22 protein-coding genes and 1 pseudogene are annotated in these 26,375 nt (G+C 59.9%); 10 read left to right on the top strand and 13 right to left on the bottom strand.

The genetic code is table 11. The features are described 5' to 3' along the window. Window positions 1-3 precede the first annotated feature (3 nt). Window positions 4-699, bottom strand: coding sequence for a response regulator transcription factor (locus CXK96_RS20410; RefSeq protein WP_102838222.1), 696 nt, complete (start codon window positions 697-699; stop codon window positions 4-6). Window positions 700-937: 238 nt separating this feature from the next. On the opposite strand from CXK96_RS20410, the pseudogene CXK96_RS21055 reads away from it, so the two are divergent. Beyond that, window positions 938-1,054, top strand: a pseudogene (locus CXK96_RS21055) (IclR family transcriptional regulator); the annotation flags it as partial. Between the two features lie 156 nt (window positions 1,055-1,210). Here the strand turns inward: CXK96_RS21055 and CXK96_RS20400 are convergent. The 4 genes from CXK96_RS20400 to CXK96_RS20385 all read right to left on the bottom strand — a co-directional run bounded on the left by CXK96_RS20400 (window position 1,211) and on the right by CXK96_RS20385 (window position 5,985). Beyond that, the gene (locus CXK96_RS20400; RefSeq protein WP_336442448.1) at window positions 1,211-2,746 is read right to left on the bottom strand and encodes a sensor domain-containing diguanylate cyclase; all 1,536 of its coding nucleotides are present in this window, start codon (window positions 2,744-2,746) and stop codon (window positions 1,211-1,213) included. 321 nt (window positions 2,747-3,067) lie between these two features. Then, window positions 3,068-4,270 carry an HDOD domain-containing protein gene (locus CXK96_RS20395; RefSeq protein ID WP_102838221.1) on the bottom strand — a complete coding sequence of 401 codons (1,203 nt, stop codon included), beginning with the start codon at window positions 4,268-4,270 and terminating at the stop codon, window positions 3,068-3,070. A gap of 434 nt (window positions 4,271-4,704) precedes the next feature. Continuing rightward, window positions 4,705-4,920: a hypothetical protein gene (locus CXK96_RS20390; protein WP_102838220.1), complete on the bottom strand. Its 216-nt coding sequence runs from the start codon at window positions 4,918-4,920 to the stop codon at window positions 4,705-4,707. A 297-nt stretch (window positions 4,921-5,217) separates the two neighbouring features. Beyond that, window positions 5,218-5,985 (bottom strand): TerC family protein, encoded by a 768-nt coding sequence (locus tag CXK96_RS20385; protein WP_102838219.1) that lies wholly within the window; start codon window positions 5,983-5,985, stop codon window positions 5,218-5,220. Window positions 5,986-6,604: 619 nt separating this feature from the next. On the opposite strand from CXK96_RS20385, the gene CXK96_RS20380 reads away from it, so the two are divergent. From CXK96_RS20380 to CXK96_RS20370, 3 genes are all read left to right on the top strand, one after another. Continuing rightward, entirely contained in the window at window positions 6,605-8,242 is a 1,638-nt protein-coding gene (locus tag CXK96_RS20380) for an acyl-CoA synthetase (RefSeq protein WP_102838218.1), read from the top strand. 201 nt (window positions 8,243-8,443) lie between these two features. Then, window positions 8,444-9,232, top strand: a complete 789-nt coding sequence (locus CXK96_RS20375) for an alpha/beta fold hydrolase (protein WP_219807547.1) — start codon at window positions 8,444-8,446, stop codon at window positions 9,230-9,232. Window positions 9,233-9,452: 220 nt separating this feature from the next. After that, window positions 9,453-9,845: a GFA family protein gene (locus tag CXK96_RS20370; RefSeq protein ID WP_102838216.1), complete on the top strand. Its 393-nt coding sequence runs from the start codon at window positions 9,453-9,455 to the stop codon at window positions 9,843-9,845. Window positions 9,846-10,054: 209 nt separating this feature from the next. On the opposite strand, the gene CXK96_RS20365 is transcribed toward CXK96_RS20370, so the two are convergent. From CXK96_RS20365 to hppD, 6 genes are all read right to left on the bottom strand, one after another. Further along, window positions 10,055-10,411: a copper-binding protein gene (locus CXK96_RS20365; RefSeq protein WP_102838215.1), complete on the bottom strand. Its 357-nt coding sequence runs from the start codon at window positions 10,409-10,411 to the stop codon at window positions 10,055-10,057. Continuing rightward, a complete protein-coding gene (locus CXK96_RS20360) occupies window positions 10,408-13,572 on the bottom strand; it encodes an efflux RND transporter permease subunit (protein ID WP_102838214.1) in 3,165 nt (1,054 codons plus the stop codon). The genes CXK96_RS20365 and CXK96_RS20360 overlap by 4 nt, the downstream gene beginning before the upstream one ends. Next, on the bottom strand, window positions 13,569-15,011 hold the full coding sequence (locus CXK96_RS20355; protein WP_102838213.1) for an efflux RND transporter periplasmic adaptor subunit: 1,443 nt from the start codon (window positions 15,009-15,011) through the stop codon (window positions 13,569-13,571). Before CXK96_RS20355 ends, CXK96_RS20360 begins: the two co-directional genes overlap by 4 nt. Continuing rightward, window positions 15,008-16,261 (bottom strand): TolC family protein, encoded by a 1,254-nt coding sequence (locus CXK96_RS20350; RefSeq protein ID WP_102838212.1) that lies wholly within the window; start codon window positions 16,259-16,261, stop codon window positions 15,008-15,010. The genes CXK96_RS20355 and CXK96_RS20350 overlap by 4 nt, the downstream gene beginning before the upstream one ends. A gap of 95 nt (window positions 16,262-16,356) precedes the next feature. Beyond that, window positions 16,357-16,710: a hypothetical protein gene (locus tag CXK96_RS20345; protein WP_102838234.1), complete on the bottom strand. Its 354-nt coding sequence runs from the start codon at window positions 16,708-16,710 to the stop codon at window positions 16,357-16,359. A 300-nt stretch (window positions 16,711-17,010) separates the two neighbouring features. Further along, window positions 17,011-18,090: a 4-hydroxyphenylpyruvate dioxygenase gene (gene hppD / locus CXK96_RS20340; RefSeq protein ID WP_102838211.1), complete on the bottom strand. Its 1,080-nt coding sequence runs from the start codon at window positions 18,088-18,090 to the stop codon at window positions 17,011-17,013. A gap of 642 nt (window positions 18,091-18,732) precedes the next feature. Between hppD and CXK96_RS20335 the strand changes: the two genes are divergently transcribed. Then, window positions 18,733-19,104 carry a YgaP-like transmembrane domain gene (locus CXK96_RS20335; RefSeq protein WP_102838233.1) on the top strand — a complete coding sequence of 124 codons (372 nt, stop codon included), beginning with the start codon at window positions 18,733-18,735 and terminating at the stop codon, window positions 19,102-19,104. Window positions 19,105-19,333: 229 nt separating this feature from the next. After that, window positions 19,334-19,543 (top strand): hypothetical protein, encoded by a 210-nt coding sequence (locus CXK96_RS20330; protein ID WP_102838210.1) that lies wholly within the window; start codon window positions 19,334-19,336, stop codon window positions 19,541-19,543. A 200-nt stretch (window positions 19,544-19,743) separates the two neighbouring features. On the opposite strand, the gene CXK96_RS20325 is transcribed toward CXK96_RS20330, so the two are convergent. Next, window positions 19,744-20,907 carry an NAD(P)-dependent oxidoreductase gene (locus tag CXK96_RS20325; protein ID WP_102838209.1) on the bottom strand — a complete coding sequence of 388 codons (1,164 nt, stop codon included), beginning with the start codon at window positions 20,905-20,907 and terminating at the stop codon, window positions 19,744-19,746. Between the two features lie 119 nt (window positions 20,908-21,026). Continuing rightward, window positions 21,027-23,087, bottom strand: coding sequence for a dTDP-4-dehydrorhamnose reductase (gene rfbD / locus CXK96_RS20320; protein WP_102838208.1), 2,061 nt, complete (start codon window positions 23,085-23,087; stop codon window positions 21,027-21,029). Between the two features lie 369 nt (window positions 23,088-23,456). Between rfbD and CXK96_RS20315 the strand changes: the two genes are divergently transcribed. The 4 genes from CXK96_RS20315 to CXK96_RS20300 all read left to right on the top strand — a co-directional run bounded on the left by CXK96_RS20315 (window position 23,457) and on the right by CXK96_RS20300 (window position 26,112). Continuing rightward, window positions 23,457-23,810: a hypothetical protein gene (locus tag CXK96_RS20315; RefSeq protein ID WP_102838207.1), complete on the top strand. Its 354-nt coding sequence runs from the start codon at window positions 23,457-23,459 to the stop codon at window positions 23,808-23,810. Between the two features lie 88 nt (window positions 23,811-23,898). Then, complete coding sequence (locus tag CXK96_RS20310) at window positions 23,899-24,219, top strand: hypothetical protein (protein WP_178114578.1); 321 nt, start codon at window positions 23,899-23,901, stop codon at window positions 24,217-24,219. Between the two features lie 341 nt (window positions 24,220-24,560). Continuing rightward, a complete protein-coding gene (locus CXK96_RS20305) occupies window positions 24,561-24,893 on the top strand; it encodes a hypothetical protein (protein ID WP_102838206.1) in 333 nt (110 codons plus the stop codon). 184 nt (window positions 24,894-25,077) lie between these two features. Then, a complete protein-coding gene (locus CXK96_RS20300) occupies window positions 25,078-26,112 on the top strand; it encodes an NADP-dependent oxidoreductase (RefSeq protein WP_102838205.1) in 1,035 nt (344 codons plus the stop codon). The last annotated feature ends 263 nt before the right edge of the window (window positions 26,113-26,375 follow it).

The raw sequence follows: 26,375 nt of genomic DNA, 5'->3' as shown, positions 1-26,375 counted from the left end.
GGTTCATTGGAAGCTGTAACCGCGGCCGTGGAGCGTCTGCAGGCGATCGGCGGCCAGCCCGGCTTCGGCCAGTCGGCGGCGGATGCGGCTGATGTGCATGTCGAGGCTGCGGTCGTAGCCGCTGTGCTCGCGCTCGAACACGACCCGGTACAAATACGGCTTGGTCAGCACTTCGCCGCGTTGCAACATCAGTTGCCAGAGCAGCCGAAACTGCAAGGGCGTTAGCGCCAAATCCTGCTCACCAACGCGGGCGCGTAGCGTGTGTCTGTCCAACGCCAGCGTTTCGATATTCAACGAAGGGGGCTGGACTGCCCTGCTATCGGCGCTGCGTGTGCGCCGCAATATGGCATCGATGCGCAGCTGCAATTCCGTCAGGTTGAAGGGTTTGGCAAGGTAGTCATCCGCGCCGTGACGCAAGCCTCGGATACGTTCCTCCTCGGCACCACACGCGGTCAGCATGATCACCGGAGTTTGTTGCTGCTCGCGCAAGCGACGCAATACCGAAAAGCCGCTCACGTCCGGCAACATTACGTCCAGCAGAACCAGGTCCGGCGCGCTAGCCAGTGCCATCGCCAGACCACTCTCGCCCAACGGGCTCAACCGCACCGCGTACCCCTGCAGGCGAAGCAACTCTCCCAACTGCGCGCTCAGTACCTGATCGTCCTCGATGACCAATAGTTCAGCCAGATACGCCCCCATCTCGACTCCCTGTCGGGTGAGCTCACCCATCGCCAGAAGATAATAATTCTCATATAGCCTAAGGGAAGAAGCTTGGCCGGGCTATATGACGCGTGCAGAACGAGAGAAAAGATGGGGCGCGCTGGGATTTTTTGTTTTGCCGAGCCGCCCCCTGCAGACGCGTAGCCATGGCGGTCAGGGTCGAACACCGATGTACTCGCCACGTGATAGAAAACACTAAAAGCCGGACGGTTCGTATCACTTCGGTCTGGGCTAAGCCGCGCTGTTCGTAGGGCTGGCCGCTTTGGGCCAACTGGACGTGGTCAAACTGACGACGCCGCATCTGGCGCAGCCGCGCGACGAACTCAACGAAACTTGATTTCTGGCTAAAGCGAAGCGGCTGCGGGAGGTTGCACGCCAGATCAGCGCGCCAATGGGTGCACCAAGCGTTGGCGACTAGGCCGGACCGCACCGTCAGGGCACGTTTACCGGTACAACCATAACGGCCCAGCGAAGCGCGTACCGAGCAACTCTAGACTGTTGCTGGTCCTGCGGTCTCAGGTTGAGGTGGAGAACCTTCGGCAGCAGGCGCGAAACAGACTCGATTCCGACCTGTCTGCTTTGCGGTGTAGAGAGCATCGTCTGCACGGATAACGAGACGACTTGAGTCCTCTCCCGCCGACTCGGCGCACGCAACGCCTGCGCTGATCGTGATCTGCACCGGGCCCCGTTCTGTTGAAATGACCGCATTCTCAACAGCCAGGCGCAGTTTCTCTGCGACGAGCAGCGCGCCCTCCTTGTCTGTCTGAGGAAGAATCAAACCGAACTCCTCACCGCCAAGCCTCCCGAACACATCATGTGCGCGCAGAACAGCGCTACACCGTGCCGACAGTTCTCGCAGAACGACGTCGCCAATCGGATGCCCGTACGTATCGTTCACTCGTTTGAAAAAATCGATATCAAGCAGCACCAGGCTGAGCGGCGCGTTGTGGCGCAACGCACGGCCTAGCTCGTTTTCCAAGGTCTCGAGAAAGTCACGCCGGCTTCGTGCTCCAGTCAGAAGGTCAATGTTAACGATCTGCCGCAGCGAGTCATGCGCTCGCTTGAGGGCCGCTGTGTTTTTCAGATGACGCCGTGTCGCAAAGTACAGATATGAAGCAAAGGCCAGTAATAAGGCCGAGATGGCAGCAGCACAAAAAATCAGGAACTGACGACGCTCACGAGAAGCTGACAGGTATTCGGCGGGTGACAGCTGAACGACAACAATCAGTCCAACATCCTCCAGACGGCGGTATGCGGTCAGGCGAGTAATCTGGTCAATGGCGCTCGGTCCCCGATAGAAGCCTTCGTCAGGTTTAGTGCTATCGAAATAGGGGCGATCCTCAGGCACCACCATCCCGTCCAGACGCGCATCCAGGTTAATCGAAGAGGCGGCTGCGCGTGGCACCCGGTCCAGACCGACCAAAGCGATCAGACCATGCTGTCCGATGTTGATCTGTTTGTAGAAATCGGTGAAGAAGGCAACCGGAATCGAAAGAACGAGCACACCGGTGAACTTTCCGTCCCTGATGACCGGTCTGGTCAATTGTATGGACCAGATTCCCGAAACGCGCCCGAGGATGGGTTTACTCACAAACAGCTGGTCTTGCCCAAGATTGTCTCGGTGCACGCGGAAATGTTCGCGATCGCTCAGGTCGACTTTTTTGGCTAGCGAGTCCAGAGACGTGCCAACCAACCATCCTTCTGCATCTATCAGTGCGAGCTGGCCGACCAGGGCGCCGTACCGTGGAAGTTTTGTTTTGGCTAACGTCTGAAACGCGTCAGGGTCCTCTACCAGCTCTTCACGCATGTCCTGTATCAAGGCGTCGGCGTAGCGGACGACACTGTGCACATGCTCTTCAAAGGCTATCGCCAGGTTCATCGCATCGTTGCGCGCGGCTTTCTCTACCAACTCATTTTCATGTTTGAGCCACGCGTTAAGAATGACCCACATGGGTATCAGTGTTGCCAGTAACGCAACGATAACCACGAGCCCGGCTTTGGCCTCGATAGAGCAATGTCGCAACAATTTTCAGTCTCCAGAACGGCGCCTATACAGTCAGGCAAGTACGCGTCCATCCAGACAGCGAAACCCCTGTGGGCTATCGAATGACAGCACCATAGAGCCGTAGAGTCAAAATGCTATCACTCTTAGTCAAACCGTCAAAAAACATTTTAGGGTGACAGCGCACGGCTAGCAGAAGGAATACAGGCCGGTACTGGCCCGCTAACGTCGAGGCTACGTCTGCCTACGCTCGGCCGGAATAATGCAGCCTTATTCCGGGTTCATTTGACGCTTGCCGAGTTGCACACGCCCAAAGCAACGGAGGCGATGGATCAGACTTCGCGTTCAGACTCGTTCGCGCGGCGCTCGCTCAAGGATCGCTTCATCAAGTCGAAGTAGTCGAACCGCCCGGTCTTGCAGTAGCTCGCCAATGGGACTGGACGGTGGTAAGCGCAGCAATGAGCCGGTCACATTGAGAACCAGCGCTTCTCGGGTGAAGACCTCCGCGCCCAGGGAATAGAACGCGGCGATTAGCTGGCGTAACCGCAACGGTATTCGCCACTGCGCCCGCAGGGCTGATCCAAAGCTGGCGGAGCGTTCGCGCAAGGCACAGAGGATTTCGTCCTCCGTCAGTTCACCACCGCTATCCAACCACTCCTGCAGACTTCTGAGCAGAGCAAGCTCGCCGATGTTATGCAGCAGTCCTGCGGTGTAGGAGATCTCTGTGTCGAGCTTGAGTTTGCCTGCCAGCCAGTGAGCAAGCTCTGCGGCGCGCTGGGCATAATCGGTGCTAGAAGCCGCCAGATGCTTCAAGCGAGGATCCGACAAGGTGGCATTATTCTGAACCGCAAGCTGCAAGGTTAGATTCAGTGCTCGCTTCACACCTAGGCGCGGCAAAGCCTGGCCAAGCGTCTTGCACACGGCACCGCTGTGCTGCCCAGCACTATTGGCAATGGATACCAGGCGAGCCGTAATTTGAGGATCTGACGATAGCTTCGATTCCAGCACCGCAAGGTCCCAGTCTTCCGTTTGCATGCAGGCTGCGACAGCAACCTGCACCGACTCCATAACTGGCGCACCGGCGTTGTTCGAGCGCATCCGTTCTAGAAAGTCGCTTAGCGTCCCGGTTGCGCTAGCGGCCGGTGTGCTAACTGTACGGGGACCGGGCAAGAGTGAGTTCAGGCGAACCCGCAAGTCCCCCAAGCTATAAGGCTTTTTCAGATAGGCCTTCGGCGACAACGGACGCACGGCACGCACACTTGCACCGTCCACCCGATCGCTGATGACTATGGCGGGCAACAGCCGCGTCGCCTGGTGATTGCGCAGCTCGTGCAATAGATTTCGAGCATCCAATTGCGCCAGCTCACCGTCAGCTATCAAAAAGCTCGGCGGTTGCTTGCGGCAGACCCGGAGTGCCGCCTGACCATCATTGACCTGAACAGTACGGATTCCTGGACGCAGTGCTGCGACCAGGCGGGCAAGCTCGTCAGCGCGCCAGGGCTCGTTATAGGCAATCAATACGTAGGAGACACTCACTGGGACGCTCACACTACCGCTCCGTTGACAATGACCAGTCGGCACGCATGAGCGCTAGCCAAGCGGCCAGTGCCGGCCGCGGCTTTTCCAATATTGCTGAAACATGCGCTCGGTGGCGCCAACGACGCCACCTACGACGCCAGCATAAGGCTATGAATTACAAAGTATTTGACGGGGGACAACCCGCACTGACATCGCCGGCTTTTCAGAGCCGCTGCTGATGAGTCACTCTTCCCCAAAAGCTCGATTGACATCAGCAGCGCACTGGCCACAAACGTTCCGAAAAGGACTCGGACCGCCGTTACCTGCCGCGTTTACGAAGCAGTGCCAGGACGAAGAGTTGGCCTAGATAAGAAAAACCTATGGGCAACCGACCCCTAGGCTTCGCCACCCTTCAGGGGAGCAAGGCTGCTCCGTCCGTACAGTCGCTATGAAGCTTAACGAACTCAAGGCAGCGGATTGCCCAGCCCTGGCTCGTTCGGGTCGGTAGCTGGCGGGCGCTTCGTCGGGCCTGAGGGTTGGCTACCGTTGCCACGGTCAGAACCAGGCTGCACATCAGGATTGTCGGTAATGAAATCAGGCTCAGGCGAATGGCTGGGGTTCTGGTCCTGCCCTGGCACCGGCTGCTGGTCGTGGGGTCTGTCGAGCGGATCGATACTCATGGAGCACCTCGCATTGAACGTCGATGGTTCCAACGTTCGATGCAGGCTGCGGAGATTGGTGCGGGCCGCATATCGACAAGTAACGCATTCCTGCATCACTTGCCTCCTGAGTGGCCTGGCGATGGTCGCGGGCCACTCGCCGTTGTTTACCCGCAATAACTACAAGACAAAACTCAGGAGTTAGCCATCAGATCATTCACGCCGAGCGGCAGGCCCGATGAGGACACCTCCCCGCATCTTCGTTCTGATCGATGGCGAAGCGGCCATCACCCGTTAAGACGGCCGCTATCGTTCGCTCTAACGGGCCTCTGTCGAGTCGAGCTGCTTTCGCTTGGCACGTCGAGAAAGCATGTTCAGCATCTCGATCCCCGCCGAGAATGCCATGGCTGCGTAGACGTAGCCCTTGGGCACATGAGCGCCGAAACCTTCCGCGATCAGCGTCATGCCAATCATCAGCAGAAAGCCCAGGGCGAGCATGACCACTGTCGGGTTTTCGTTAATGAACTTGGCTAGCGGGTTGGCCGCCATGAGCATTACGGTCACTGCGACGACCACGGCAATAACCATTATCGAGACATGCTCCGTCATCCCCACGGCGGTGATGATGCTGTCGATCGAGAACACCAGATCCAGCAGCAGGATCTGCGCAATCGCAGTACCGAAGCCCATCGCAACCGCGTTTCCGAGCGGCTTGCCCTCGAACATGTCCCCTCCGGGCGTTGGGTCCATGCTGTGGTGAATCTCCTTCGTTGCCTTCCATAACAGAAACAGACCACCGGCAATCAGGATCATGTCCTTCCAGGAGAACGCATTGCCGAACAACTCGATCACGGGCTCGGTGAGTTGGACGATCCAGGCCACGGTTCCCAGCAGACCCAAACGCATGATCAGTGCGAGACCAATCCCGATCCGCCTCGCTCGTTCGCGCTGATGCTCTGGGAGCTTGTTCGTCAGGATCGATATGAAGATCAGATTATCGATGCCGAGTACCACTTCCATGGTGATCAGCGTGGCCACGGCCACCCATGTGGTGGGTTCGGAAAACAGCTGGATGAGGGATTCCATCAGGTATCTCAGGTTGTTGGCAGTCAGGACCCGTGAAGCTCAAAACGGGCGGCAGATCATATCCACATCGATCGCCGCAATAACCACCACGGCTGGTCTGATTTGTATCAAGTCATTCGCAAAAGCGCTCGACCTGCATGGACCGCGCCCTAGCGATGTGCATATCGCTCGCGTGGAAAGAGCAAGAAGCGGCATGCAGACCGCCCATTGGGGCGGCAATACTCCACCGGAGGTTCGTGCTGCGCAGCCATGACAGATGCTTTTTATCGATTTTCCTGACCGAGACCAGCTACATCCCGACAAGGTCGTTGGCTCTGCAATACTTGGCTGGGCATGTAACAGCTTCCCAAGAACAATCAGCCCAGCCGTCGCCGGTCATTTTCTGCGCCAGGCATGAAACGCCAGCGCGGTGGCAGCGGCATCAGGTGTTGTCGCCCATGCTACGGCTGATGGTGTCTGCATTGCTGTCTACAGGCGGGTGGCGTTTAACATCGCCCCTACTGGCTCTTGGCATTTGTCCAAACCGCTCAGCCACCTTGGTGGCTTTTGCCATTGTTGCGGACTCCTTGCAGCGCCAATATCCGGACAACCCAATAACAACAAGATCCAGGAGCCAGCCATGCGCGACCATGCCACTGCGGCCAGTGAATTCGACTACGAGCAAACGGTCTCGGCCATTCTCAGCGGCGATCTCACCTCGATGAATGCCTGTGTCGAGTGCTGTGACCGCCACGCCGATTCAGACAAGGTCGCCCTCATCTGGGAAGGTCGCGAGGGTCAACGCGCTACATGGACCTTCGCCCAGCTCAAGGAAGCTTCGGCGCGCTTCGCCAACCTGCTGGACAGTTATGGCATCAAGCCGGGCGATACTGTTGCCGGTCTGCTGCCGCGCACGCCCGAGTTATTGATCACCATCCTCGGCACCTGGCGCGCGGGAGCCATCTATCAACCATTGTTCACCGCCTTCGGCCCCAAAGCGGTCGAGCATCGGATCAAGGAATCCGGGGCGAAGATGGTCGTCACCGATGCTGCCAACAGCGAGAAGCTTGACGCCATCGAAGACGCGCCGCGTCGTCTGGTGGTCGGCGACGGAGCTGGCGACTTCTGGTCACAGGTCAATCAACAACCGAGCGAATTCGAGCCGGTGCTGCTGGACGGCGAGGCGCCGTTTCTTGCCATGTTCACCTCGGGTACTACCGGGCCAGCAAAACAGCTGCATGTGCCGCTCAAGGCCATCGTGGCGTTCGTCACCTATATGCGTGATGCGGTCGATCTCCGGCCCGAAGACAATTTCTGGAACATTGCCGATCCGGGCTGGGCGTACGGTCTGTACTACGCCGTTACCGGACCGCTCGCGATGGGCCATTCGACGTTGTTTTATGAGGGCGGATTCACTGTCGACAGCACCTGCCGCGTCGTCAATGAATACAAGATCACCAACATGGCCGGCTCACCTACCGCGTTCCGCCTGCTGCTGGCCGCGCGGCATGAGGTCGAAGGCAAGATCAAGGGGCAACTGCGCGCCGTGAGCAGCGCGGGCGAACCACTCACTCCCGAGGTCATCCGCTGGTTCAGCAGCGGCCTTGGCTGCACGATCCATGATCATTACGGGCAGACCGAACTGGGTATGGTTCTGTGCAACCACCATGCGCTGAGCCATACCGTGCGCATCGGCACGGCGGGCTACGCGATGCCCGGGCACCGCGTCGTGGTCATCGACGATCAACAACGCGAGCTGGAGCCTGGCAAACCCGGCATGCTCGCACTGGACCGCAATCAGTCACCGTTGCTCTGGTTCAATGGTTATGCGGGCGGCCGCACCAAGGCCTTCGTTGGGCACTACTACCTGAGCGGCGACACCGTCGAACTCAACGCCGACGGCAGCATCAGTTTCGTCGGCCGCGCCGATGACGTCATCACCACCTCGGGCTACCGAGTCGGCCCCTTTGACGTGGAGAGCGCCCTGGTGGAACACCCTGCAGTTATCGAAGCGGCGGTAATCGGCAAGCCCGATCCGGAGCGAACCGAACTGGTGAAAGCCTTTGTCGTGCTGCATGCAAGCCATCAGGCCGGCCATGCGCTGGCCGATGAGTTGCAACAGCACGTGCGTCAGCGTCTGTCCGCCCATGCCTACCCGCGCGAAATCGAATTCGTCAGCGAACTGCCGAAAACCCCGAGCGGGAAAATCCAGCGGTTCCTGCTGCGCGACCGAGAAGTGGCGGCACAGCAGCCAGCGGCAGCGGCCGCGGCGAACTGAAGCCAGCGCCGACGCGCACGTCAGGGCATGGCCGCGACAAGCGGCCGCTGATCAGTACTTCCGGCGCCGCCTGGGCCTTAAAGCTCGCAACGGCACGCGGTTTACTCAGCGACGAGCCGGCCTGCCTGAGGCCGCCATGCATGACGCTGACGCCCGGCGCGCAGATCGATGCCAACCAGAACCGGCGTTACAAGGATTCTCATGATCGTTTCGACGGAAGACCGCGTCCTATCCACGGCACGCGGCGACGTGTTCACCCGTCGCTGGCGCGTCCGTGATTCACGCAATTCGCCCATCGTCCTGATGCACGATTCCCTTGGTTGCGTAGAACTGTGGCGCGACCTTCCCCAGCGCCTGGCGGAGGCTACCGGTCACGACGTCATTGCCTATGACCGGCTTGGCTACGGTCGCTCCGCGGCGCATCCTGGTGACTGGTCCAACAGCTTCATACGTGACGAAGCCGAGCAATTCTTCCCGCCGGTGCGGCACGCCCTCGACATCGAGCACTTCATTGCACTCGGCCACAGCGTTGGCGGCATCATGGCCGCCAGCCTTGCCGCCCATCACCCGAACAACTGTCGCGCGCTGATCACCATCGCCGCCCTCGCGTTCGTCGAAGACCGAACCCTGCAGGGCATTCGTGACACCCAGGCAGCATTCGCCGAACCGGGCCAGCTGGAACGGCTACGCAAATACCACGGGGATAAGGCTGAGTGGATCCTCTGGGCCTGGATCAACACCTGGCTGTCAAACAGCTACGCCACCTGGACGATAGAAGAAAGCGCTCCCAGCTTCGCCTGCCCACTGCTAGCGATTCATGGCCGGGAAGACGAATACGGTTCGCTGGATCATCTTCATCGTGTCGCCGCGCTGGGAAGCGGCAACGTTCAGAAGCTACCGCTCGACGGGTGTCAGCACGTTCCCCATCGTGAGCAACCTGAAACGGTGATCGAGGCAATCGCCCAGTTTCTTCGCACCTCGGTCGGATGACCGATACAGCGAGCACTCGGCCGTGAAGCGTTAACAAGCGGCTGACGTTTGTCGTGATCGATCTAGTGCGAGTTTCAGTGTTCGGTCGCCTGCGGGCGTCGCAGAGGAACTGATGCGTAGTCGCGGTCGACAATTGATCGGCCGCTCGGTCGCTTCTCGACATTTCGGCTATGACTGTTCATACAGATCCAATTTGCCCGCCTGCCTGAGGTAGCACAGCATGGAGCGATTCACTGGTGGTTGTCTTTGCGGCAACCTGCGCCTCGTGGCGACGGGTCTCCCGAGCCGGGTTGGCCTGTGTCATTGTCTCGACTGTCGCAAGCATCACGGCGCTCTCTTCTATGCCGCCGCGGTGTTTCCGCAGGATGCGGTGAGGATCAGTGGCGAAGCGCAAAGCTATGCCGGTCGATTCTTCTGCCCCCGCTGCGGCTCGTCCGTTTTCGCGCGCACTGCGAACGAAATCGAAGTGCATCTGGGCTCTCTTGATACTCCCAACCAACTGGCGCCCACCTACGAGTGCTGGACGGTTCGTCGCGAGGATTGGTTGCCGCTGTTCCCGCACACCCAGCGCTACGAAAGGGATTGTGAGGCCAGCGCTGGCGACCCGACATAACCGTCGCTACGCAACGGGACGCCCCAGACACGCCGTCCATGAACTGGCGTCGCGCCTGGCCATCAGAGGCATCAGAGGCATCAGATGAGGCGGCCTGGCAGTGGCACACCGTTCCGTCGGCACCGAGGTGTGCTGCCGCTCCGCCGCAAGCCGATTCTCAGCAAACCGTTAGCGAATCGCCACCACGATGCCGGCGGTTGCCACCCACCCTACTGTTTTTCCATCCGCGTGATGACGGAGTCCATGCCTTCGGAGAAAAAGTCGAACGCCACTTGATCGCCTTTTTCCAGCGTCTGGAGCTGATCAGGGGTTGCTCTGAAGCTCATCGTCATAGAAGGCCAGCCGAGCGCTTCGACCGGGCCATGAGCAATGGTGACCAGCCCCTTTTCCGGAATCACCTTTTTGACCGTACCGCTGGCCGTCACGGTATTTCTGGCCATCTCCTGGCTCGCTAACGCATCCATACCCTTGTGATTCATCGGCATGCCGTTCGTGGATTGCTGGTCGGCGGCATAGGCCGTTGGCATCAGCAGCAGTGCCGCAAAGGTAATGAGCTTGATGTTCATGGCTGTTCTCCAGCGACGTTAGATGATGGGTGCGGGGTGGCATGAGACTGGCGGCGGCGCATCAGCAAGTAGGCTGCGGGCAGGACGAACAGGGAAAGCAAAGGTGCGGTAATCATTCCGCCAACCATGGGCGCGGCGATGCGGCTCATGATTTCGCTACCGGTTCCGCTACCCAACAGGATGGGCAATAGACCGGCGATGATAACGGCGACGGTCATGGCCTTTGGGCGCACGCGCTGCACAGCACCTTCGCGAATCGCCTCGAGCAGGGCGCCCTCACCTCGCGCGCCGGCGCTCAGACGGTCGCGCCAGGCATTCGTCAGATACAGCAGCATGATGACGCCGAACTCCGCGGAAACCCCGGCAAGCGCAATGAAGCCGATACCGGTGGCGACGGAAAGGTTGTAGCCCAGCAGATACAAGAACCAGACTCCGCCGGTCAGGGCGAACGGCAACGTGGCCATGATCAACATCGCCTCACCAAAGCGGGAAAACGTCAGGTAGAGCAGAACGAAGATGATCAGCAAGGTGGCCGGCACTACCAGTTTCAGCTTGGCGTTGGCTCGTTCCATGAACTCGAACTGACCCGAATAGCTGATGCTCATGCCTGACTCGAGCTGAACACCCTCGCTGACCTTTTGCCTCAGATCGCTCACGACAGCAGCCATGTCGCGGCCGCGTACGTCGACATAAACCCAGCCCGACAGCCTGGCGTTTTCGCTTTTGAGCATCGGTGGGCCGTCGGCCACCTGGACCTTGGCCACCGTTCCCAAGGTGATCTGACTACCCTGCGGCGTGTAAATAGGCAGGTCGCGCAGATCCGTCAGCGAGTCGCGCCACTCTCGACCGTAGCGAAGGTTGATTGGATACCGCGCAAGCCCTTCGACAGTCTCACCGATGGTCTGGCCTCCGATGGCACCGGCCACGATCGACTGCACGTCCGCGATATTCAAGCCGTAGCGCGCCGCCGCGACGCGGTCGATATCCACATCGATATAGCGCCCTCCGGTCAGTCGCTCGGCCAGCGCCGAGCTGACTCCGGGCACTGTCTTGGCGATTTGCTCGATGGCCAGGGTAGCCTCGTCGATCTGCGCCAGTTCAGTACCGTACACCTTCACGCCGATAGGGCTCTTGATACCTGTCGCCAGCATGTCGATGCGGTTACGGATCGGCGGGATCCACAGGTTGGCCAGGCCGGGCACCTGCACCGTGCGGTCCAGCTCCTCCACCAGTTTTTCCGGCGTCATTCCTGCGCGCCACTGATCCTTTGGCTTGAACTGGATGGTCGTCTCGAACATTTCCAGCGGCGCGGGATCGGTAGCAGTGTCGGCTCGCCCAGCCTTGCCGAATACACGAGCGACCTCCGGAACTGTTTTGATGAGCCGGTCCGTCTGCTGCAACAGCTGGGAAGCCTTCTGCGCTGAAAGGCCTGGAAGCGCAGTGGGCATATAGAGCAGGTCACCTTCGTCCAACGGCGGCAGGAATTCACCGCCCAGTTGCGTGGCAGGCCACAGGCCGGTCAGAAAGATCAGGACAGCGATCAGCAATGTCGTTTTGGGCCAACGCAGCACCGCATCCAAGGCCGGCTTATAGGCCCAGATCAGCCCGCGGTTAAGTGGGTTACGGTGTTCATCAGGGATTCTGCCCCGTATCCAGTACCCCATCAGTACCGGGACCAGCGTGACAGATAGGCCAGCAGCCGCCGCCATTGCATAGGTTTTGGTGAATGCCAGCGGACCGAACAGTCGGCCTTCCTGCGCCTCCAGCGTGAACACTGGAATGAATGACAGGGTGATGATCAGCAGACTGAAGAACAAGGCCGGCCCCACCTCAACGGCCGCCTCGGTGATGACCTTCCAGTGCTCCTGACCTTTCAGATCTGACGACGGGTTCCGCTTGTGCCAGACCTCGATGTGCTTGTGCGCATTTTCGATCATCACGATTGCCGCATCGACCATCGCCCCGATAGCAATGGCGATGCCCCCCAGGGACATGATGTTGGCGTTGATGCCCTGCCGCTGCATGATCACAAAGGCGATCAGGATGCCAATTGGCAAGGAAACGATTGCCACCAGCGACGAGCGCAAATGCCAGAGGAAGACTGCGCAAACCAGCGCGACGACGATGAATTCCTCGATCAGCTTATTAGTGAGGTTTTCAACGGCACTGTCGATCAGTTTGCTGCGGTCGTAGGTCGTGACGATTTCAACACCCTTCGGCAAGCTGGCCTTTAGCTCGTCGAGCTTGGTCTGGACTGCAGTGATGGTTTCCCGAGCGTTTTTGCCGCTGCGAAGAATGATGACCCCGCCCACGACCTCACCCTCACCGTCGAGTTCGGCAATGCCACGGCGCATCTCCGGTCCGAGCTGGACGTGCGCAACCTCGCCAAGGGTCACGGGCACGCTGCCATCGAGACGCAGAGGAATGGCTCGAAAATCCCCCAGCGTCTGCAGATAGCCGGTGGCACGGACCATGAATTCGGTTTCCGCCAGTTCCAGAACACTGCCGCCGGTTTCACGGTTCGCCTCATCGATCGCCCGAGCGATCTGCTGCTGTGTCACGCCTCGACTGGCCATGCGTACCGGGTCGAGTACTACCTGGTACTGCTTGACCATCCCGCCAATGGGGGCGACTTCCGCCACGTTGGGCAGTGTCTTGAGCTCATAGCGCAGGAACCAGTCCTGCAGTGACCGCAGCTGCGAGAGATCATGCGTGCCCGTACGATCCACCAGCACATACTGGTAGATCCAGCCAACGCCCGTGGCGTCGGGGCCGAGGGCGGGCTTGGCGGCGGCAGGCAGCCGGCTTTGCACCTGACTCAGGTATTCCAGCACTCGCGAACGGGCCCAATAGAGGTCCGTACCGTCTTCGAACAGGACGTACACGTAGCTGTCCCCGAAGAACGAGTAACCACGAACCGTCTTCGCACCCGGCACCGACAGCATCGTCGTCGTCAGTGGGTAGGTGACCTGGTTTTCGACGATCTGAGGGGCTTGCCCCGGATAGGGGGTGCGGATGATGACCTGAACGTCGGAAAGGTCAGGCAACGCATCAACAGCGGTGTTCTTGACCGACCACACGCCCCAGGCCACCGCAAACAATGTGGCCAAGAGAATCAGAAATCGATTGGCGACTGACCAGCGGATTAAGGCTGCGATCATGGCTGGCCCCCGAGCTTCACGATGCGCTCGATTACCAGGCCTTCGTCACTTTCACGCACGCCGACACGGACACGGTTGCCCGACTGCAGGCCGGACAGCAATGATGGATCGGCGACCGGAAAAGCCATCGTCATTCCCGGCATGTTCAATGTCTTGAATGGCCCATGCGCCAAGCCAACCATGCGGTCCTTGAGACCGACAACAGTGCCTTCGGACTCGTGCAACACAGGTTCGGGATCAGCGTCAGATTGCTCCAGGCTCTGAGCGGTTACGCCCCGTAGACTGGCCTCCGAGTCGAGCAGGAATTGGCCGGACGCGACAACCGTCTGACCGGCTTCCAGCCCTTCAAGCACCTCGGTTCTGTCATCGAACTCCCGGCCGATACGCACCTCAACGGGACGGTAACGGCCTTCGCCCTCCGCCAACATGACCAATGCGCGTCGACCGGTGCGGATGACCGCCTCGGAAGGAATGACCAGGACCTGCTCGGCGTCGCGGTTCAAGGTCACCTGAGCGGTCATGCCGGGACGGAGTCGCTGTTGCGGGTTAGGCAGCTCGACACGAACTCGCACGGTGCGGCTGTCCAGGTTGGCTTGTGGCAACACGGCCTGGATCCGCCCGCTTACATCTTCGCCGGCAAAGGCTGGCAGGCGCGCTGTGACCGTCTGCCCCTGGGCTAGATGACTGACCTGCGCCTCGGGCACTGCCACCTCTAGCCACACCTTGCTCAGCCCATTCACGCGCGCCAGGGGCGCGCCGGCAGGTACTGTCATACCTTCGCGAACGTCGAGGCTGCTTAACACGCCGCCGATCGGGCTGGTGACGGTCCAGACCGGACGAGACTTACCGCTCCGTTGCAGCTGAGCAATGACATCTACCGGCATGCCGGCAAGGCGTAACCGCTGCTGAGCCGCCGCCAGCAGCTGGGGTTCGCCGAGGTCTTTGAGCGCCAGATACTCTTCCTGGGCCGCTGCCCACTCCGGGATAAGCAGATCGGCCAGCGGCGCCCCTTTCTCAATGACATCCTCCGGCGCACGGTCGTAGACGCGCTCGACGAAGCCCCCGGCGCGCGCCTGCACCACCGCCACGTCGCGCTCGTCAAAGGTCAACGCGCCTGTGGCTTCAAGCGATTGGCTGATTGGCTCACGCACGGCGGTCGTCAGACGGATGCCTAAATTCTGCGTTACGCTCGGGTCGATGTTTATCGAGGCCCCGTTGCTGCCTTCATCGGCATAGCGCGGGACCAAATCCATGTCCATGAAAGGCGATTTGCCTGGTTTATCGAACTTCTGCTGGGGAACCATCGGGTCGTACCAGTAGAGCACCACCTTGCCCTCGTCAGCAGGGGCTTGCGCGGAGGCTAAGGCGGACAAGGTGATTGCAGTCGCGCCGATCACCAGGCTGAGGACGAGGGCCAGCTGCTTTGTCTGGAAGCTCATGGTCGGGTATCTCCAAAGGCGAAATGCAGGCGGGCGTTGCTCAGCGCGAGGTCTCGAGACGTGTCGATGCGGCGCAGACGGGTCTCGACAAGCTGGCGCCGCGCATCAATCACGGCGGTCAGTTCGCCTTTCCCCGAGCGGTAGTCGGCCATGGCAAGCTGGACCTTTTGTTCAGCGAGCGGCTGCAGGGTCTGCTCGAGGCGATCCAGTACCCGCGTCAATCGCTGGTAATCAGCCAGATCGGTGGTCAGTTGCTGGTCATGCATGCGCAGCGTGTCTTGCCGCTGAGCCTCGACCTGCGCAAGCCGAGCCCGCTCGGCGGCGATTTTTGGGTCCTGCCGCGAGCCGGCGAACACGGGCAGGTCGAAGCTAACGCTGAGATTGACCATGTCGCCGTATTCCCGACCACGACGCAGGTAATCGACGCCCCAGCTCCAGTCCGGGGTTTTCTCGGCAACAGCCTGGCGGATCCTGGCCTCTGCCTCGCGCGTCATCGGATCGAATGCGAGCAGTGTCGGGTGGCTGTTGAGGTTGTTCTGGTAATGCTCGACGTCGGCATGCCACCGCGGCCAGTCACCGGTCAGCGGCTGGCCTGCCGAAGCGCCTACCCACCGGCGCAGATCGGCCCGGGCAACGGCCTGGTTGCGCAGCAGTTCATCCTCCTGCTCTGCGAGCAAGGCAGCTTCCTGTTTGGGTAGCACACCGTCCGCGATTTGGCCGCGGCCCCCTGCTATGCGCGCCTGAACGGCTTTGGAAAAAAGCTTGTTCTCGCCGTAGAGCTGCTTGAACAGACTCAGTTTTTGCTCGACTGCGAAGCGAGCGATCCATGCCTCGGCGGTCGCTTGCCGAACGCTGAGACGCTCCATAGTTTGCTGGACGCCTGCGAGCGCAACGCCGGCCTGCGCAGCCTCGACACGGGCCTGCCGCTTCGCTCGATTCGGTATATCCTGCATGACCCCAACCATTTGCATGGTCATGGCCTCTTCGCCCAGCCGCCAGCGTGTGTCGCCTTCGACAGGTACGTTTTGCAGCCCAAGTTTGAGCTTTGGGTCGGGAAGCTCGCCTGCCGGAATCGCGGCACTGCGAGCAGCTTGTAGGCTGGCGGCTTGCGCGACCAACGAAGGCGCCTGTTGCTCGGCCAGACTTAGGGCCTCTTCCAGCGTCAGAGCTGGCACAGACCCGGGGAACGAGAATGCGCCCATGATCACGGCCGCCACGTGTTGGGGCGCCCAGCAAATGAGGGATTTCATCGAAATGTATTCCTGATCTTCCATGCGGGCCAAAGGGCACGCGGCAGTCGGCCCGAATGCTCACATTCGGACGGATTTCTAGAATTTGATCGGAATCAGACGCGGGGTGGGTGCCAGACGGCATCCAGAAGACGGGAAGGCATCAGGTCGTTATAGGGTGCGGACACGGGCTTGGCTGCCGGGATCACATTCGCCTTCACAGCAACAATCTGAAGGAGGCTGGCGGTTTTGCATTCCTGTCCGGTCTTACACAGGGTTGCTTCTTGATCGCGCCCAGTGTGGCAATCATCCTCGGCACCTTCCATGCCGACCATTCCATCCATGTGCTCTATATCAGCCATCGCGTGATGCACTGACGATCCCGCCGGCATGAGCAGTTGCGCCATCCCATTGATCGGAAGCGTAAGTGCCAGTAGCAGGATAAGGAAGGAGCGCATGTTAACGGTCATGGGCTTAAGCCTAAGCGGCAGCGCATAAGCGATCAATAAGACAATCGGTCGCGGCGCACGCTGGTGATAGCGCACAAGCTGTGCCCGAAGCCTGTGCATGCTCGAGGGCGACACGCGCCGGGTCTCAGCTGGCTTCGCCGCTATGACAGGTCCGCGTTGCAGAGCCGTTTCGATACTGAGAGGAGTCAACTCGACCAAATCGGCACCAACATCAGCTGGTGCCCTTAGAGTGCTCTCGAACGGCCATCAAGCAAACCGACCGATCGGTTCGGCAACCGGAGCCGGTTGCCGTTTCGGCAGTTACTCGGTGGTGCTCAGCACTCCGCGTTGGATCTGGTCACGCTCGATGGATTCGAACAGCGCCTTGAAGTTGCCTTCGCCGAAGCCACTGTCACCCTTGCGCTGGATGAACTCGAAGAATACCGGGCCCAGCACCGTGCCTGAGAAGATCTGCAGCAGCAGACGCTGCTCGCCGTTCTCCTCTGCGCCATCGAGCAGGATGCCCCGTGACTTGAGCTCTTCCACGGGCTCACCGTGGTTGGGCAGCCGCTCTTCAAGCATCTGGTAATAGGTTTCCGGCGGTGCCGTCATGAAGACTGTGCCGCCGGCCTTCAGCTTGTCCCAGGTCTCGATCAGGTTGTCGGTCAGGAAGGCGACGTGCTGAATGCCCTCGCCGTTGAACTGCATGAGGAATTCCTCGATTTGTCCGGCGCCCTTCGACGACTCCTCGTTGAGGGGGATGCGGATCATGCCGTCCGGCGCAGTCATGGCCTTCGACGTCAGGCCGGTGTACTCGCCCTTGATGTCGAAGTAGCGGATTTCACGGAAGTTGAACAACTTCTCGTAGAAGTCCGCCCAATAGGCCATGCGCCCGCGGTACACGTTGTGGGTCAGGTGATCGATGAGCTTCAGGCCCGCTCCGACTGGATGACGCTCGACACCTTCGAGGAACACGAAATCGATGTCGTAAATCGAGCTGCCCTCACCGAAGCGGTCGATCAGATACAGCGGCGCGCCGCCGATGCCCTTGATCGCCGGCAGACGCAGTTCCATCGGGCCAGTCGGCAGCTCGATGGCCTGCGCACCCAGTTCGAGGGCACGTGAATAGGCCTTCTGTGCGTCCTTTACGCGGAATGCCATGCCGCACACGGACGGTCCGTGCTCAGCTGCAAAATAGGCCGGAAGACCCGTTGCCTCGCGATTGACGATGGCGTTGATTTCGCCCTGACGGTAAAGCGCCACATCCTTCGAACGATGATTGGCGACATGGGTAAAGCCCATGCTTTCCAACACGGGCTCGATGACGTTCGGGGTGGGCGAGGCAAATTCGATGAACTCGAAGCCCATGAGGCCCATTGGGTTTTCAAACAGGTCGGCCATGATTGGCTCCTTGGAATAACGGTACGTTTGGAGGTTGACGTTATGTGGAGTCAACCCGGTGGCGCACAGGAAATCCCACGGACACTGCGACCCAGATGGTCGCCCAGCGTCAATCGAAAGCCCAAGATCTTCATTTCAACGGCTCATCCAGGCTTCAAGCCTAACTGCCACCCTGCCCTGCGCGCTGCGCTTTGGCTGGGTAGGCCGACGCGTATCGCCAACCGCCAATCGGCCAACCGAAGCGATCAGGCTCGCCGAGCGGGTGGACGCCTGAGCGGTGTGGGGACGAGCGGACTCGATGAAGCGGAAGAAAACTGATGAATCCATATTCGTTGCCATGGCTGCATACAAGGTGCGCCGCATCTGCGCAGCGCTCTATTATTTTTTTGCGTAATTCGATTACGTTTAGCGAAATCTGCGGGACCCATGCCCAACTGTCAAGCCTTGTGTCGCGCCACTCATCTCCCGTCCCGAACGATTTCCCCTATGTTGCTGCCGAACCTAAGACCAACGAAACGAGCCATAGCGGCATCACACAGGCTAGTCAGGCTGGAGCAGCCCCTTTTGGGCAGCGTTGCCGCCACTGGACCCGTTTCCGCCCTCGACGGGCACCACGCTCAACGGCTGATCACTATTAAAGGAATGACTATGAATCTATTCGACAAGAACGCCCCGCAAAACGTGCATGGCTGGGAACGCAGTGCCTCGGTGGCAGGCGGCCTGGTGATGCTGGGCCGAGGTTTGCGGCGCGGCGGTTTGACCGGCCTGCTGCAGCTCGCAATGGGCGGCATGGCTCTGGCTCGCGGTATCAGCGGCCGATGCGAGGCAAAACGTATTCTGACCGCAACCGAGCAGCCGCCACATCAGGTCTCTCCTGACAAGCAGCGCTACAGTCACATGCCATTGGACTCGGAAGTGCACAGCCCCGATTTCGCCGAGCCAGGTGTGACCCTTCCGGACACCACTCCGATGGGCCACGAAACGCATCCGGGCGAGCGCCGTGGCGCTCCGTGAAAGAGTGCGATTGCCGAACGGCCACCCGATACAGCCATTGAGCTTTTCGCTGCTGCAGTCCGGCGCCAGCGCATATTGGCGTTGAGTTTGTGACTGGCTGAAAAATCGGTATCAATCTGCCGTCTGGCGGTTAGTTGCACCTCCGCCGAATGGCAATTGTCGGCGTTATGACGCCGTGCTATCTATGCGACGTATTTTTGTCACACCCCTGTGACATCAGGAGACGTCCATGGATTGCATCAAGGCAGATAACGAAAGCATGAATCACTGGGGAGTTGTTTACTCCTATGGCAGCGTGCTCACGGTATTCGACAACGAGCAGGATGCTCGAACAGAGGCCATCGGCTTTGGGGGTGCCGTGGTGCGCTTGGCGTGCAACCTTTGGAACACCCTCAATACGACCGCTGAGGTCAGCCCGGGCCCAGACTCAGCCGTGTAAGCCAGCCGATCAAGCCAGCAGGGTGAAACCATCTTCGTCGCCGGCCGACCTATCGTCGGCCAACGGCGCAGACGCTGCGGTTGGCAAAGGCAGATTTGTAGCGCGAGATTCGTGGTGATATGGGACGAGGCCGGTCCCGGTCCGCTGAAACTCCATGAAGCCGTACCCGTCAGCCCACACCTCTGCCTCGTCCCGGGCTCTCACGGCAGGGCCTGACACAACATCGCTGGCTCAGCCTTTGTTTTAACCTGCTGCAGCATTTTCTGCTGCTGCTGGAAAATGATATCCAGCACTCGACTCGGCTGAACCTCGATGTCGTCGAAGGTGATCAACTGCCCTGGCTCAACCGGTCGTTTGAGAACCGTATTGCGCAACAGACCAATAGGTACGTGGTCAAGCTCGTCGGCAAGCTTCACCGCTTCGCCGCGAACGTCGAATCCGCCGATGCCTCGGACGATCATCTCTCCCGGCTTCATTGGACGTTTGGCTATGGCCGCAACACCCAGGGTGGGCGAGACAGAATTGTTCAGCAGCACGCCGCCGCCAGCCAATACCCGGCGAACGGTTTTGCCAACTTCCAGCGAGCACAGGTGGAACGGTCGTGTCAGCACGTAGTAAGGACCGGGACCCAGCTTGAAGTATTCGATTGCTGGCGCCTGCATCTCATCGTGTCTGCATACCAGGAACACGCCGCCGGCCGAGTAACCGTTGGGCAGAACATAATCGACGATCGGCTGGCCGACGCCCTCGGCAATCAGGCCAAGTACGTTGCCACTGACATTGAGATCGGTGGATGCGAGCCCTTCCAGGCCGCGTCGGGTGATGGTCGCGCCAAACCCGTTGCCGACCACGACCTGCTCGATCTGCACCTTGGTGCCGTCGGTGAAGGACGTGGTCTGCTCAATGCTGATGCCCTGCCGCTTGGACCAGTAAGCCATGTCCTCAGGGCTGGGATTGTGGTTCAGGTAACCTTTCATGTTGCCGTACACGAGCGGCAGAAAGCCCATCTGCAGGGCCTCTTCGCGCAGTGCGGCGAGCGAGCCTGGCTGATCCCCTTCGGCTTCGGTCAGGAACCCCTTGCCCGAGAGGTAGGACCCAGTGGTGACCTGAAGCTCGGCATTGATAGTGACGACTGGTACCCCGGCCTCGAAGGCACGCTCGATCACTTCGGTACCGAAAAACACATCGCCCGTACACTCAACGATCACATCCGAGTTCGCAATCAGATCGTCAATGGAGTTCGTCAGCACCTCGGCCAACGGGAAGCTGCTCAATGTTCCGACGTTTCTGCGGGTCAAAACCCGGCTTATTCGCAGATCGCTGTAGTGCTGCATGATCAGACGAACGAAACAGTGCGAGATCATCCCTGTACCCGAAACACCTACTCTTTTAATCGCTGCGTCTGTCATGGCGACATCCCTTCGAAAAAGTCCTGCCCCTCGGACCGTAATATTTAGAAAAAGTTTTCTTTTGTGATGCGAGTCTAGTCGCCGGTGGCCGAGCGTCTGGACGAGGACAGCTGTGCAGGTCGTTCCTTGATGCAGAACGGATAAGCTTTGTACGGAACCCGGCTTGGCGAAGGCCCGAACGGCACGACCGGCATATCGCTGATTCGACGAATCACATGCCGCAATTCCTCTCGCCAGTGCTTGGGTCGAATGCCGAAGGTCTCCTCGATGAGCGCACAGTCGAGCACCGACCATGCAGGTCGCATCGCTGCGCGTGGGAGGCTCGAGCTAGGTACCGGCAGCACACGCGGCGCGGTGTCGATCAACCCGGCCGATTCCGCTTCCTGGAAGATCTGAGTGGCGAATTCGGCCCAGCTGCACGGTGAAGCACCGCTGTAGTGATACAGCCCCCATTCCAGATCACCGTCGCGGCAATAACGCAGCGCCAATTCAATCAGGACGCGTGCAACGCTACGGGCACGGGTCGGGCAACCGACCTGATCACTGACGACCGACACTTCCTCGGTCTTGTTGCTCAGGTTGAGCATCGTCTTCACGAAATTGTTTCCGCGCTCCCCATAAATCCAGCTGGTTCGCAGAATGAGGAAGCGGTCCAACGTCTGACTGATCGCCATCTCGCCCGCACGACGCGTGGAGCCGTAGACGCTGTTGGGTGTCGGCTGGTCGGTTTCACGGTAGGGTTTGTCAGCTTCGCCGGAGAAGACGTATTCGCTCGACAGGTGGAACAAGGGAATATTGAACTGCCGGGCAGCGGCGGCCAGGTTAGCTACACCGTCGCGATTGACCGCTTGCGCCTGCGCCACCTCTGCCTCGGCATGGTCCAGGTTGGTGTATGCAGCGGCATTGATGATCAACGCCGGCTCATGGCGCTCAATGGCCTCACGCACCTGCTCCGCGTTGGTAATGTCCAACGCTTGGCGAGACAAGCCGATGGCTTCCAATCCAAAGCTCGCAGCCTGATTGATGAGGCAGTAACCCACCTGCCCTTCAGCGCCGCAGACCAGAATCCGCAGATTGGACTGCCTGTCATGAGCGGGCTTATCGGTGCAGGGAACAGCTGCGACAGCGGCATCCGGCGGCCGTTGCTCAGCTAGCTCAGTTGCCTCAGTTGGCACGTCTGTCCGCTTTGGGAGCAGCTCACGCACGGTCACCCCCAGCGCCTCAACCGGCGCATCGGCCGATTCAGGGGAAGGCGAGAAGCTGACACTTTCCACCAGCCCGGAAAGAATGATGCGTGCCTTGGCGAACTGTCCTCGCAGCAGCATTGCCGCAACCAGGCTCAGCCGCGAGGTGAACAGTCCCAAAACGCGTCGTTTGCGGAAATATTGGCGTGCGACAAAGATCTCGTTTCGAACCAGGTGCCGGTGCAGCGCAATCCGGCTCGGGTCAGGCTCGCGCAGGATGTCGATCGCGCCACTGACGCGTCGCAGGTGCAGTACCTTGCTGGCGACCACAAGGTAACCCGGCGTGTTCTGGCTGATACGCAGAGTAAACTCGGTGTCGTCCCCCCACATGAACATGGGGGCCAAAGGCACCCCATGCTGAGCCAGTGTTTCTCGCGGCACCAGGATCGATACGTAGGTGGCCGGTCGCACCGGCACCACTCCGATATCCAGCAGCGCGGGCCAGTTTTCGTAATCGATGGCGTTGGTACGCTCATCGATCCGCGGCACGTTGGTCAGCAGACCCGCCTCGGTAAAGGCCATCGACAACAGGAAAGCACGCGCCTGTTTGCGCTCCGAGAGTCGCTGATCCGCCTCGAGCAATTGTTCCAACGCATCCGGCTCTGGAATCACGTCATCGTCCATCATCCAGACGAAGTCAGCTCCTTGCTGATACGCGATGCGAAACCCGGCACTGAAACCTCCTGATGCACCGGTGTTCCGGGACAGTACATAGACCTTGAGATTGGCGATGTCCGACGCGAGCAACATCTCCTCGGTCCCATCGTTGCTGGCATTGTCGACCACGATGATGGCGTCGCAGGGGCGGCTCTGGGCACCGATCCCATCCAGACAACGCTTAAGCAAATCCTTGCGTTTATAAGACAGTACGACAGCGTAAATCTTATCCATTGGTGCGCTCAGCAACTTGAGTAGGGGGTAACAACTTGGCAGGGGTGAGCTGCGGTGCGTAGCAGCCTTGAGCCACGACGCTCAGCTCTGACCCAGGAAGACGAACGGGGTTCAGTGAATTGCAACAAGATATGGCCGGCTGTACGACAACCCATACGGCGCACGTTGAAGGCTGTGGAAGACGCGTCTATGCACCGGCATTGCTGGCGCTGGGCACAGCACGCGGTTGCTCAGCCAGATCATCGGCGGGTCAATGGAAGCGGCCCATGACGAACTGATTTGACGATCTGTCCGACAGGTCGATTGGCGGCCCGAACTCGCCGCGCCTACCCGGTTCAGATGAATAAGTCACTAAAACGGAGAAGCAGAATGAAGAGACCTCTATCAGCGCTGATCAGCTTGGCGTTTGCTCTGCCTGCGCTCGCTCAGGAGCCTCTAGTCGTTACCCGTTTGAACGGCATGAACCTCGAAGTCGAGGAGCTTGGAGTGCCGCAGGCATCCTCGGATGACGTTGATTTGCGCGGTGTTCCAGCGATCAAGGTGACCAACCACAGCCGGGAAGTCGCGTCGTGCCAGTTCCACGCTCTGCCCGAAGAAACCGTGATGACGGCGTCGCCGGCAATGTCGATCAGTCCAAACGAACAGGCCGTGGCGAGGGTGCCCGGCAAATATTCCAGTGGTGGCCCCATCGCGTTGCTGGTGTGCCAGCCCGAGGGCGCCTAGGTGCGTTGAGCGCGCACTAGCACAGACCGCCTGCCGGAATGGGCGCCACCACCGCCAACCTTCCGAAGATGCAGATCAGGAGACCGCTATGAACAGATCCCATTTGATGTCACTGGCGTTGACCGCATTACTGGCAAGCGCCGCCCAGCCAGCCCTGGCGCAGTGGCCAGCCGGCACGCCGAAGGACGATACCGGTTCACGTCCGAGCCCAATGGGCACGCCCGCGCCGATGGAGAAGCTCGAAACTCACCGCAATGAGCAGGGACAGATCGTGACCGAGGATGGCCGTGTCGTTAAGGGTCTGCCGGAGAATGACAGCGTGCCTAACCGCAACATGCATCGCACCGAGCAGGAAACCGTGACAGAGGACCCGGCGCACTACTCCGCCACACCGGGAGAAATCGAATAGCGTCCTAGGTCTGGACACGCTGTTCGCTGCGGCCTACCGATCTCGCCAATACCGCGGCACCGCGCCGGGTGGTCCAACCACCCGGCCCAACCCGAGAAGCGTCCCGCGCTGCAATCACATGATCGTTTAGCTAGTTGTCCGCTGAGCGTCCTGGCATTACCACCCCTTCTCTTTCTGCCGCGGCGTGCAGCAACAGCGCTGAACGCCCCCCCTCACCCCGGCACAGCCGTGTGTCGGTAACCGGCGCTTTTCCAGAACTCTGTCTGCTCACTGGTTACGAAATTAATGTCAGCGCCATCCTCTGGTGATGACTACCCAGAAATTTGCAGAGGAGAAGCAGCATGAACACCAACTGGCACAAAACGATCGGCGGTCTCGTTGTAGCGGCGGCCCTTGCGGGCGGCTCGGCCATGACCTACGCCGCGGAGATGGACTACAACACCTGGGATGCCAACAAATCAGGCTCTGTGGACTACAACGAATGGGGCTCCCGCTTCGACAACGATGGCATGTTTTCACGCTGGGACTCGGACAGAGATGGAGTCCTGACCAATGACGAGTACGGTCAAGGCGTCTACAACACCTACGACCGCGACAAGAGCGGCGACTGGAACGAAGATGAGTACAACCGGTTCCGCGATGATTCTGACAACGAAGGCTGGCTCGACCTCTGACATCGTTGTTCGAGCCTCCATCGTGGTGTAGCCGCTCTCTCTCGGGGCGGCTGCACCAAACCCCCATCCCACCTCTCGCGAGAGAGCGGGCGGCTCGGCTCGGCTCGGCTCGGCTAACGATTGAACGTCCAGCGCGCAACAGGCTCCCATTTTGATCTGCTGATCGATCAACGGGAGAACTTCAATGACTCAACAATCGCAACACAACCGCAGCATTCGCCTCGCTTCGCGCCCGCACGGTGCCCCCACGTCGGACAATTTCCGTATGGAATCCGGCACGGTACCGAGCCCTGACAACGGGCAGCTGTTGCTGCGTACGGTCTATCTCTCGCTCGATCCCTATATGCGCGGCCGCATGAGTGCCGGGCCTTCCTATGCGCCCCCTATGGAAGTAGGCGATGTGATGGTTGGCGGCACGGTTTGCCGGGTCGCCGAGTCACGTCATCCCGACTACCAGGAAGGTGACTGGGTACTCAGTGGCAATGGCTGGCAGGACTATGCGTTGTCCGATGGACAAGGGCTGATCAAGCTCGCCCCTGATATGGCGCATCCTTCTCACGCCCTTGGTGTACTGGGCATGCCGGGCTTCACCGCTTACATGGGCCTGCTCGATATCGGCCAGCCCAAGGCTGGGGAAACCCTGGTGGTCGCAGCAGCCACCGGGCCCGTTGGGGCAACGGTCGGGCAGATCGGCAAGCTGAAAGGCTGCCGCGTGGTCGGTATCGCTGGCGGCGCTGAAAAATGTCGGCATGCGGTCGAAACGCTTGGCTTCGATGCCTGTATCGATCACCGGGCCAGCGACTTCCCACAACAACTGGCCCAACATTGCCCGGACGGTATTGACGTCTATTTCGAGAACGTCGGCGGCAAGGTATTCGATGCCGTGCTGCCGCTGCTCAATACCAGCGCACGGGTGCCGGTCTGCGGAGTGGTCGCGCAGTACAACAGCACCGACCTGCCGGATGGGCCGGATCGCTTGCCATTGCTGCTCGACACCCTTCTGAAGAAGCGCATGCGCATGCAGGGCTTCATCATCTTCAACGACTACGGCCACCGCTACGACGAATTCGCCCGCGATATGAGCGCCTGGTATGCGGAAGGCAAGATCAAATACCGCGAGCAGATCGTCCAGGGGCTGGAAAATGCGCCCGAGGCATTTATCGGTCTCCTCGAAGGCAAGAATTTCGGAAAGCTGGTGGTGCAGGTCGGCGAGACGTGATCTCGTTCGGCATTTGCACACCTACGACGGCACGTTGCCCCGTAGGCTGAAGGGACGCGTCGCCTTGCTCACCCAACGGCAGAAATGCATACGCCAGGCGCTTGCCTGGCGTATGCACCGCCTCGTTTTCGAGCACGCTCGCTCCTTGTATCTCGACTGCTGCCTCATTGTGGGCAATAGTCCCCGACTGATCATCGGGGGAAGGTCAGGAAGCCGAGCTCGCTCCAAGGCCTCGAGCCTGTAACGTAGATAGTGCTCCAGCC

The organism is Stutzerimonas stutzeri (assembly GCF_002890895.1).
In the GTDB taxonomy this organism is placed as follows: Bacteria; Pseudomonadota; Gammaproteobacteria; order Pseudomonadales; family Pseudomonadaceae; genus Stutzerimonas; species Stutzerimonas stutzeri_AB.
This window is presented reverse-complemented; position numbering and strand designations above follow the sequence as displayed.

Coding starts and splice junctions, on each gene's coding strand:
- CXK96_RS20305 (WP_102838206.1), top strand. CDS start 24,561: ATGAACACCAACTGGCACAAAACGATCGGCGGTCTCGTTGTAGCGGCG.
- CXK96_RS20310 (WP_178114578.1), top strand. CDS start 23,899: ATGAACAGATCCCATTTGATGTCACTGGCGTTGACCGCATTACTGGCA.
- CXK96_RS20345 (WP_102838234.1), bottom strand. CDS start 16,710: ATGACCGTTAACATGCGCTCCTTCCTTATCCTGCTACTGGCACTTACG.
- CXK96_RS20335 (WP_102838233.1), top strand. CDS start 18,733: ATGACTATGAATCTATTCGACAAGAACGCCCCGCAAAACGTGCATGGC.
- CXK96_RS20300 (WP_102838205.1), top strand. CDS start 25,078: ATGACTCAACAATCGCAACACAACCGCAGCATTCGCCTCGCTTCGCGC.
- CXK96_RS20360 (WP_102838214.1), bottom strand. CDS start 13,572: ATGATCGCAGCCTTAATCCGCTGGTCAGTCGCCAATCGATTTCTGATT.
- CXK96_RS20410 (WP_102838222.1), bottom strand. CDS start 699: ATGGGGGCGTATCTGGCTGAACTATTGGTCATCGAGGACGATCAGGTA.
- CXK96_RS20315 (WP_102838207.1), top strand. CDS start 23,457: ATGAAGAGACCTCTATCAGCGCTGATCAGCTTGGCGTTTGCTCTGCCT.
- CXK96_RS20380 (WP_102838218.1), top strand. CDS start 6,605: ATGCGCGACCATGCCACTGCGGCCAGTGAATTCGACTACGAGCAAACG.
- CXK96_RS20330 (WP_102838210.1), top strand. CDS start 19,334: ATGGATTGCATCAAGGCAGATAACGAAAGCATGAATCACTGGGGAGTT.
- hppD (WP_102838211.1), bottom strand. CDS start 18,090: ATGGCCGACCTGTTTGAAAACCCAATGGGCCTCATGGGCTTCGAGTTC.
- CXK96_RS20325 (WP_102838209.1), bottom strand. CDS start 20,907: ATGATCTCGCACTGTTTCGTTCGTCTGATCATGCAGCACTACAGCGAT.
- CXK96_RS20365 (WP_102838215.1), bottom strand. CDS start 10,411: ATGAACATCAAGCTCATTACCTTTGCGGCACTGCTGCTGATGCCAACG.
- CXK96_RS20370 (WP_102838216.1), top strand. CDS start 9,453: ATGGAGCGATTCACTGGTGGTTGTCTTTGCGGCAACCTGCGCCTCGTG.
- rfbD (WP_102838208.1), bottom strand. CDS start 23,087: ATGGATAAGATTTACGCTGTCGTACTGTCTTATAAACGCAAGGATTTG.
- CXK96_RS20355 (WP_102838213.1), bottom strand. CDS start 15,011: ATGAGCTTCCAGACAAAGCAGCTGGCCCTCGTCCTCAGCCTGGTGATC.
- CXK96_RS20385 (WP_102838219.1), bottom strand. CDS start 5,985: ATGGAATCCCTCATCCAGCTGTTTTCCGAACCCACCACATGGGTGGCC.
- CXK96_RS20375 (WP_219807547.1), top strand. CDS start 8,444: ATGATCGTTTCGACGGAAGACCGCGTCCTATCCACGGCACGCGGCGAC.
- CXK96_RS20390 (WP_102838220.1), bottom strand. CDS start 4,920: ATGAGTATCGATCCGCTCGACAGACCCCACGACCAGCAGCCGGTGCCA.
- CXK96_RS20350 (WP_102838212.1), bottom strand. CDS start 16,261: ATGAAATCCCTCATTTGCTGGGCGCCCCAACACGTGGCGGCCGTGATC.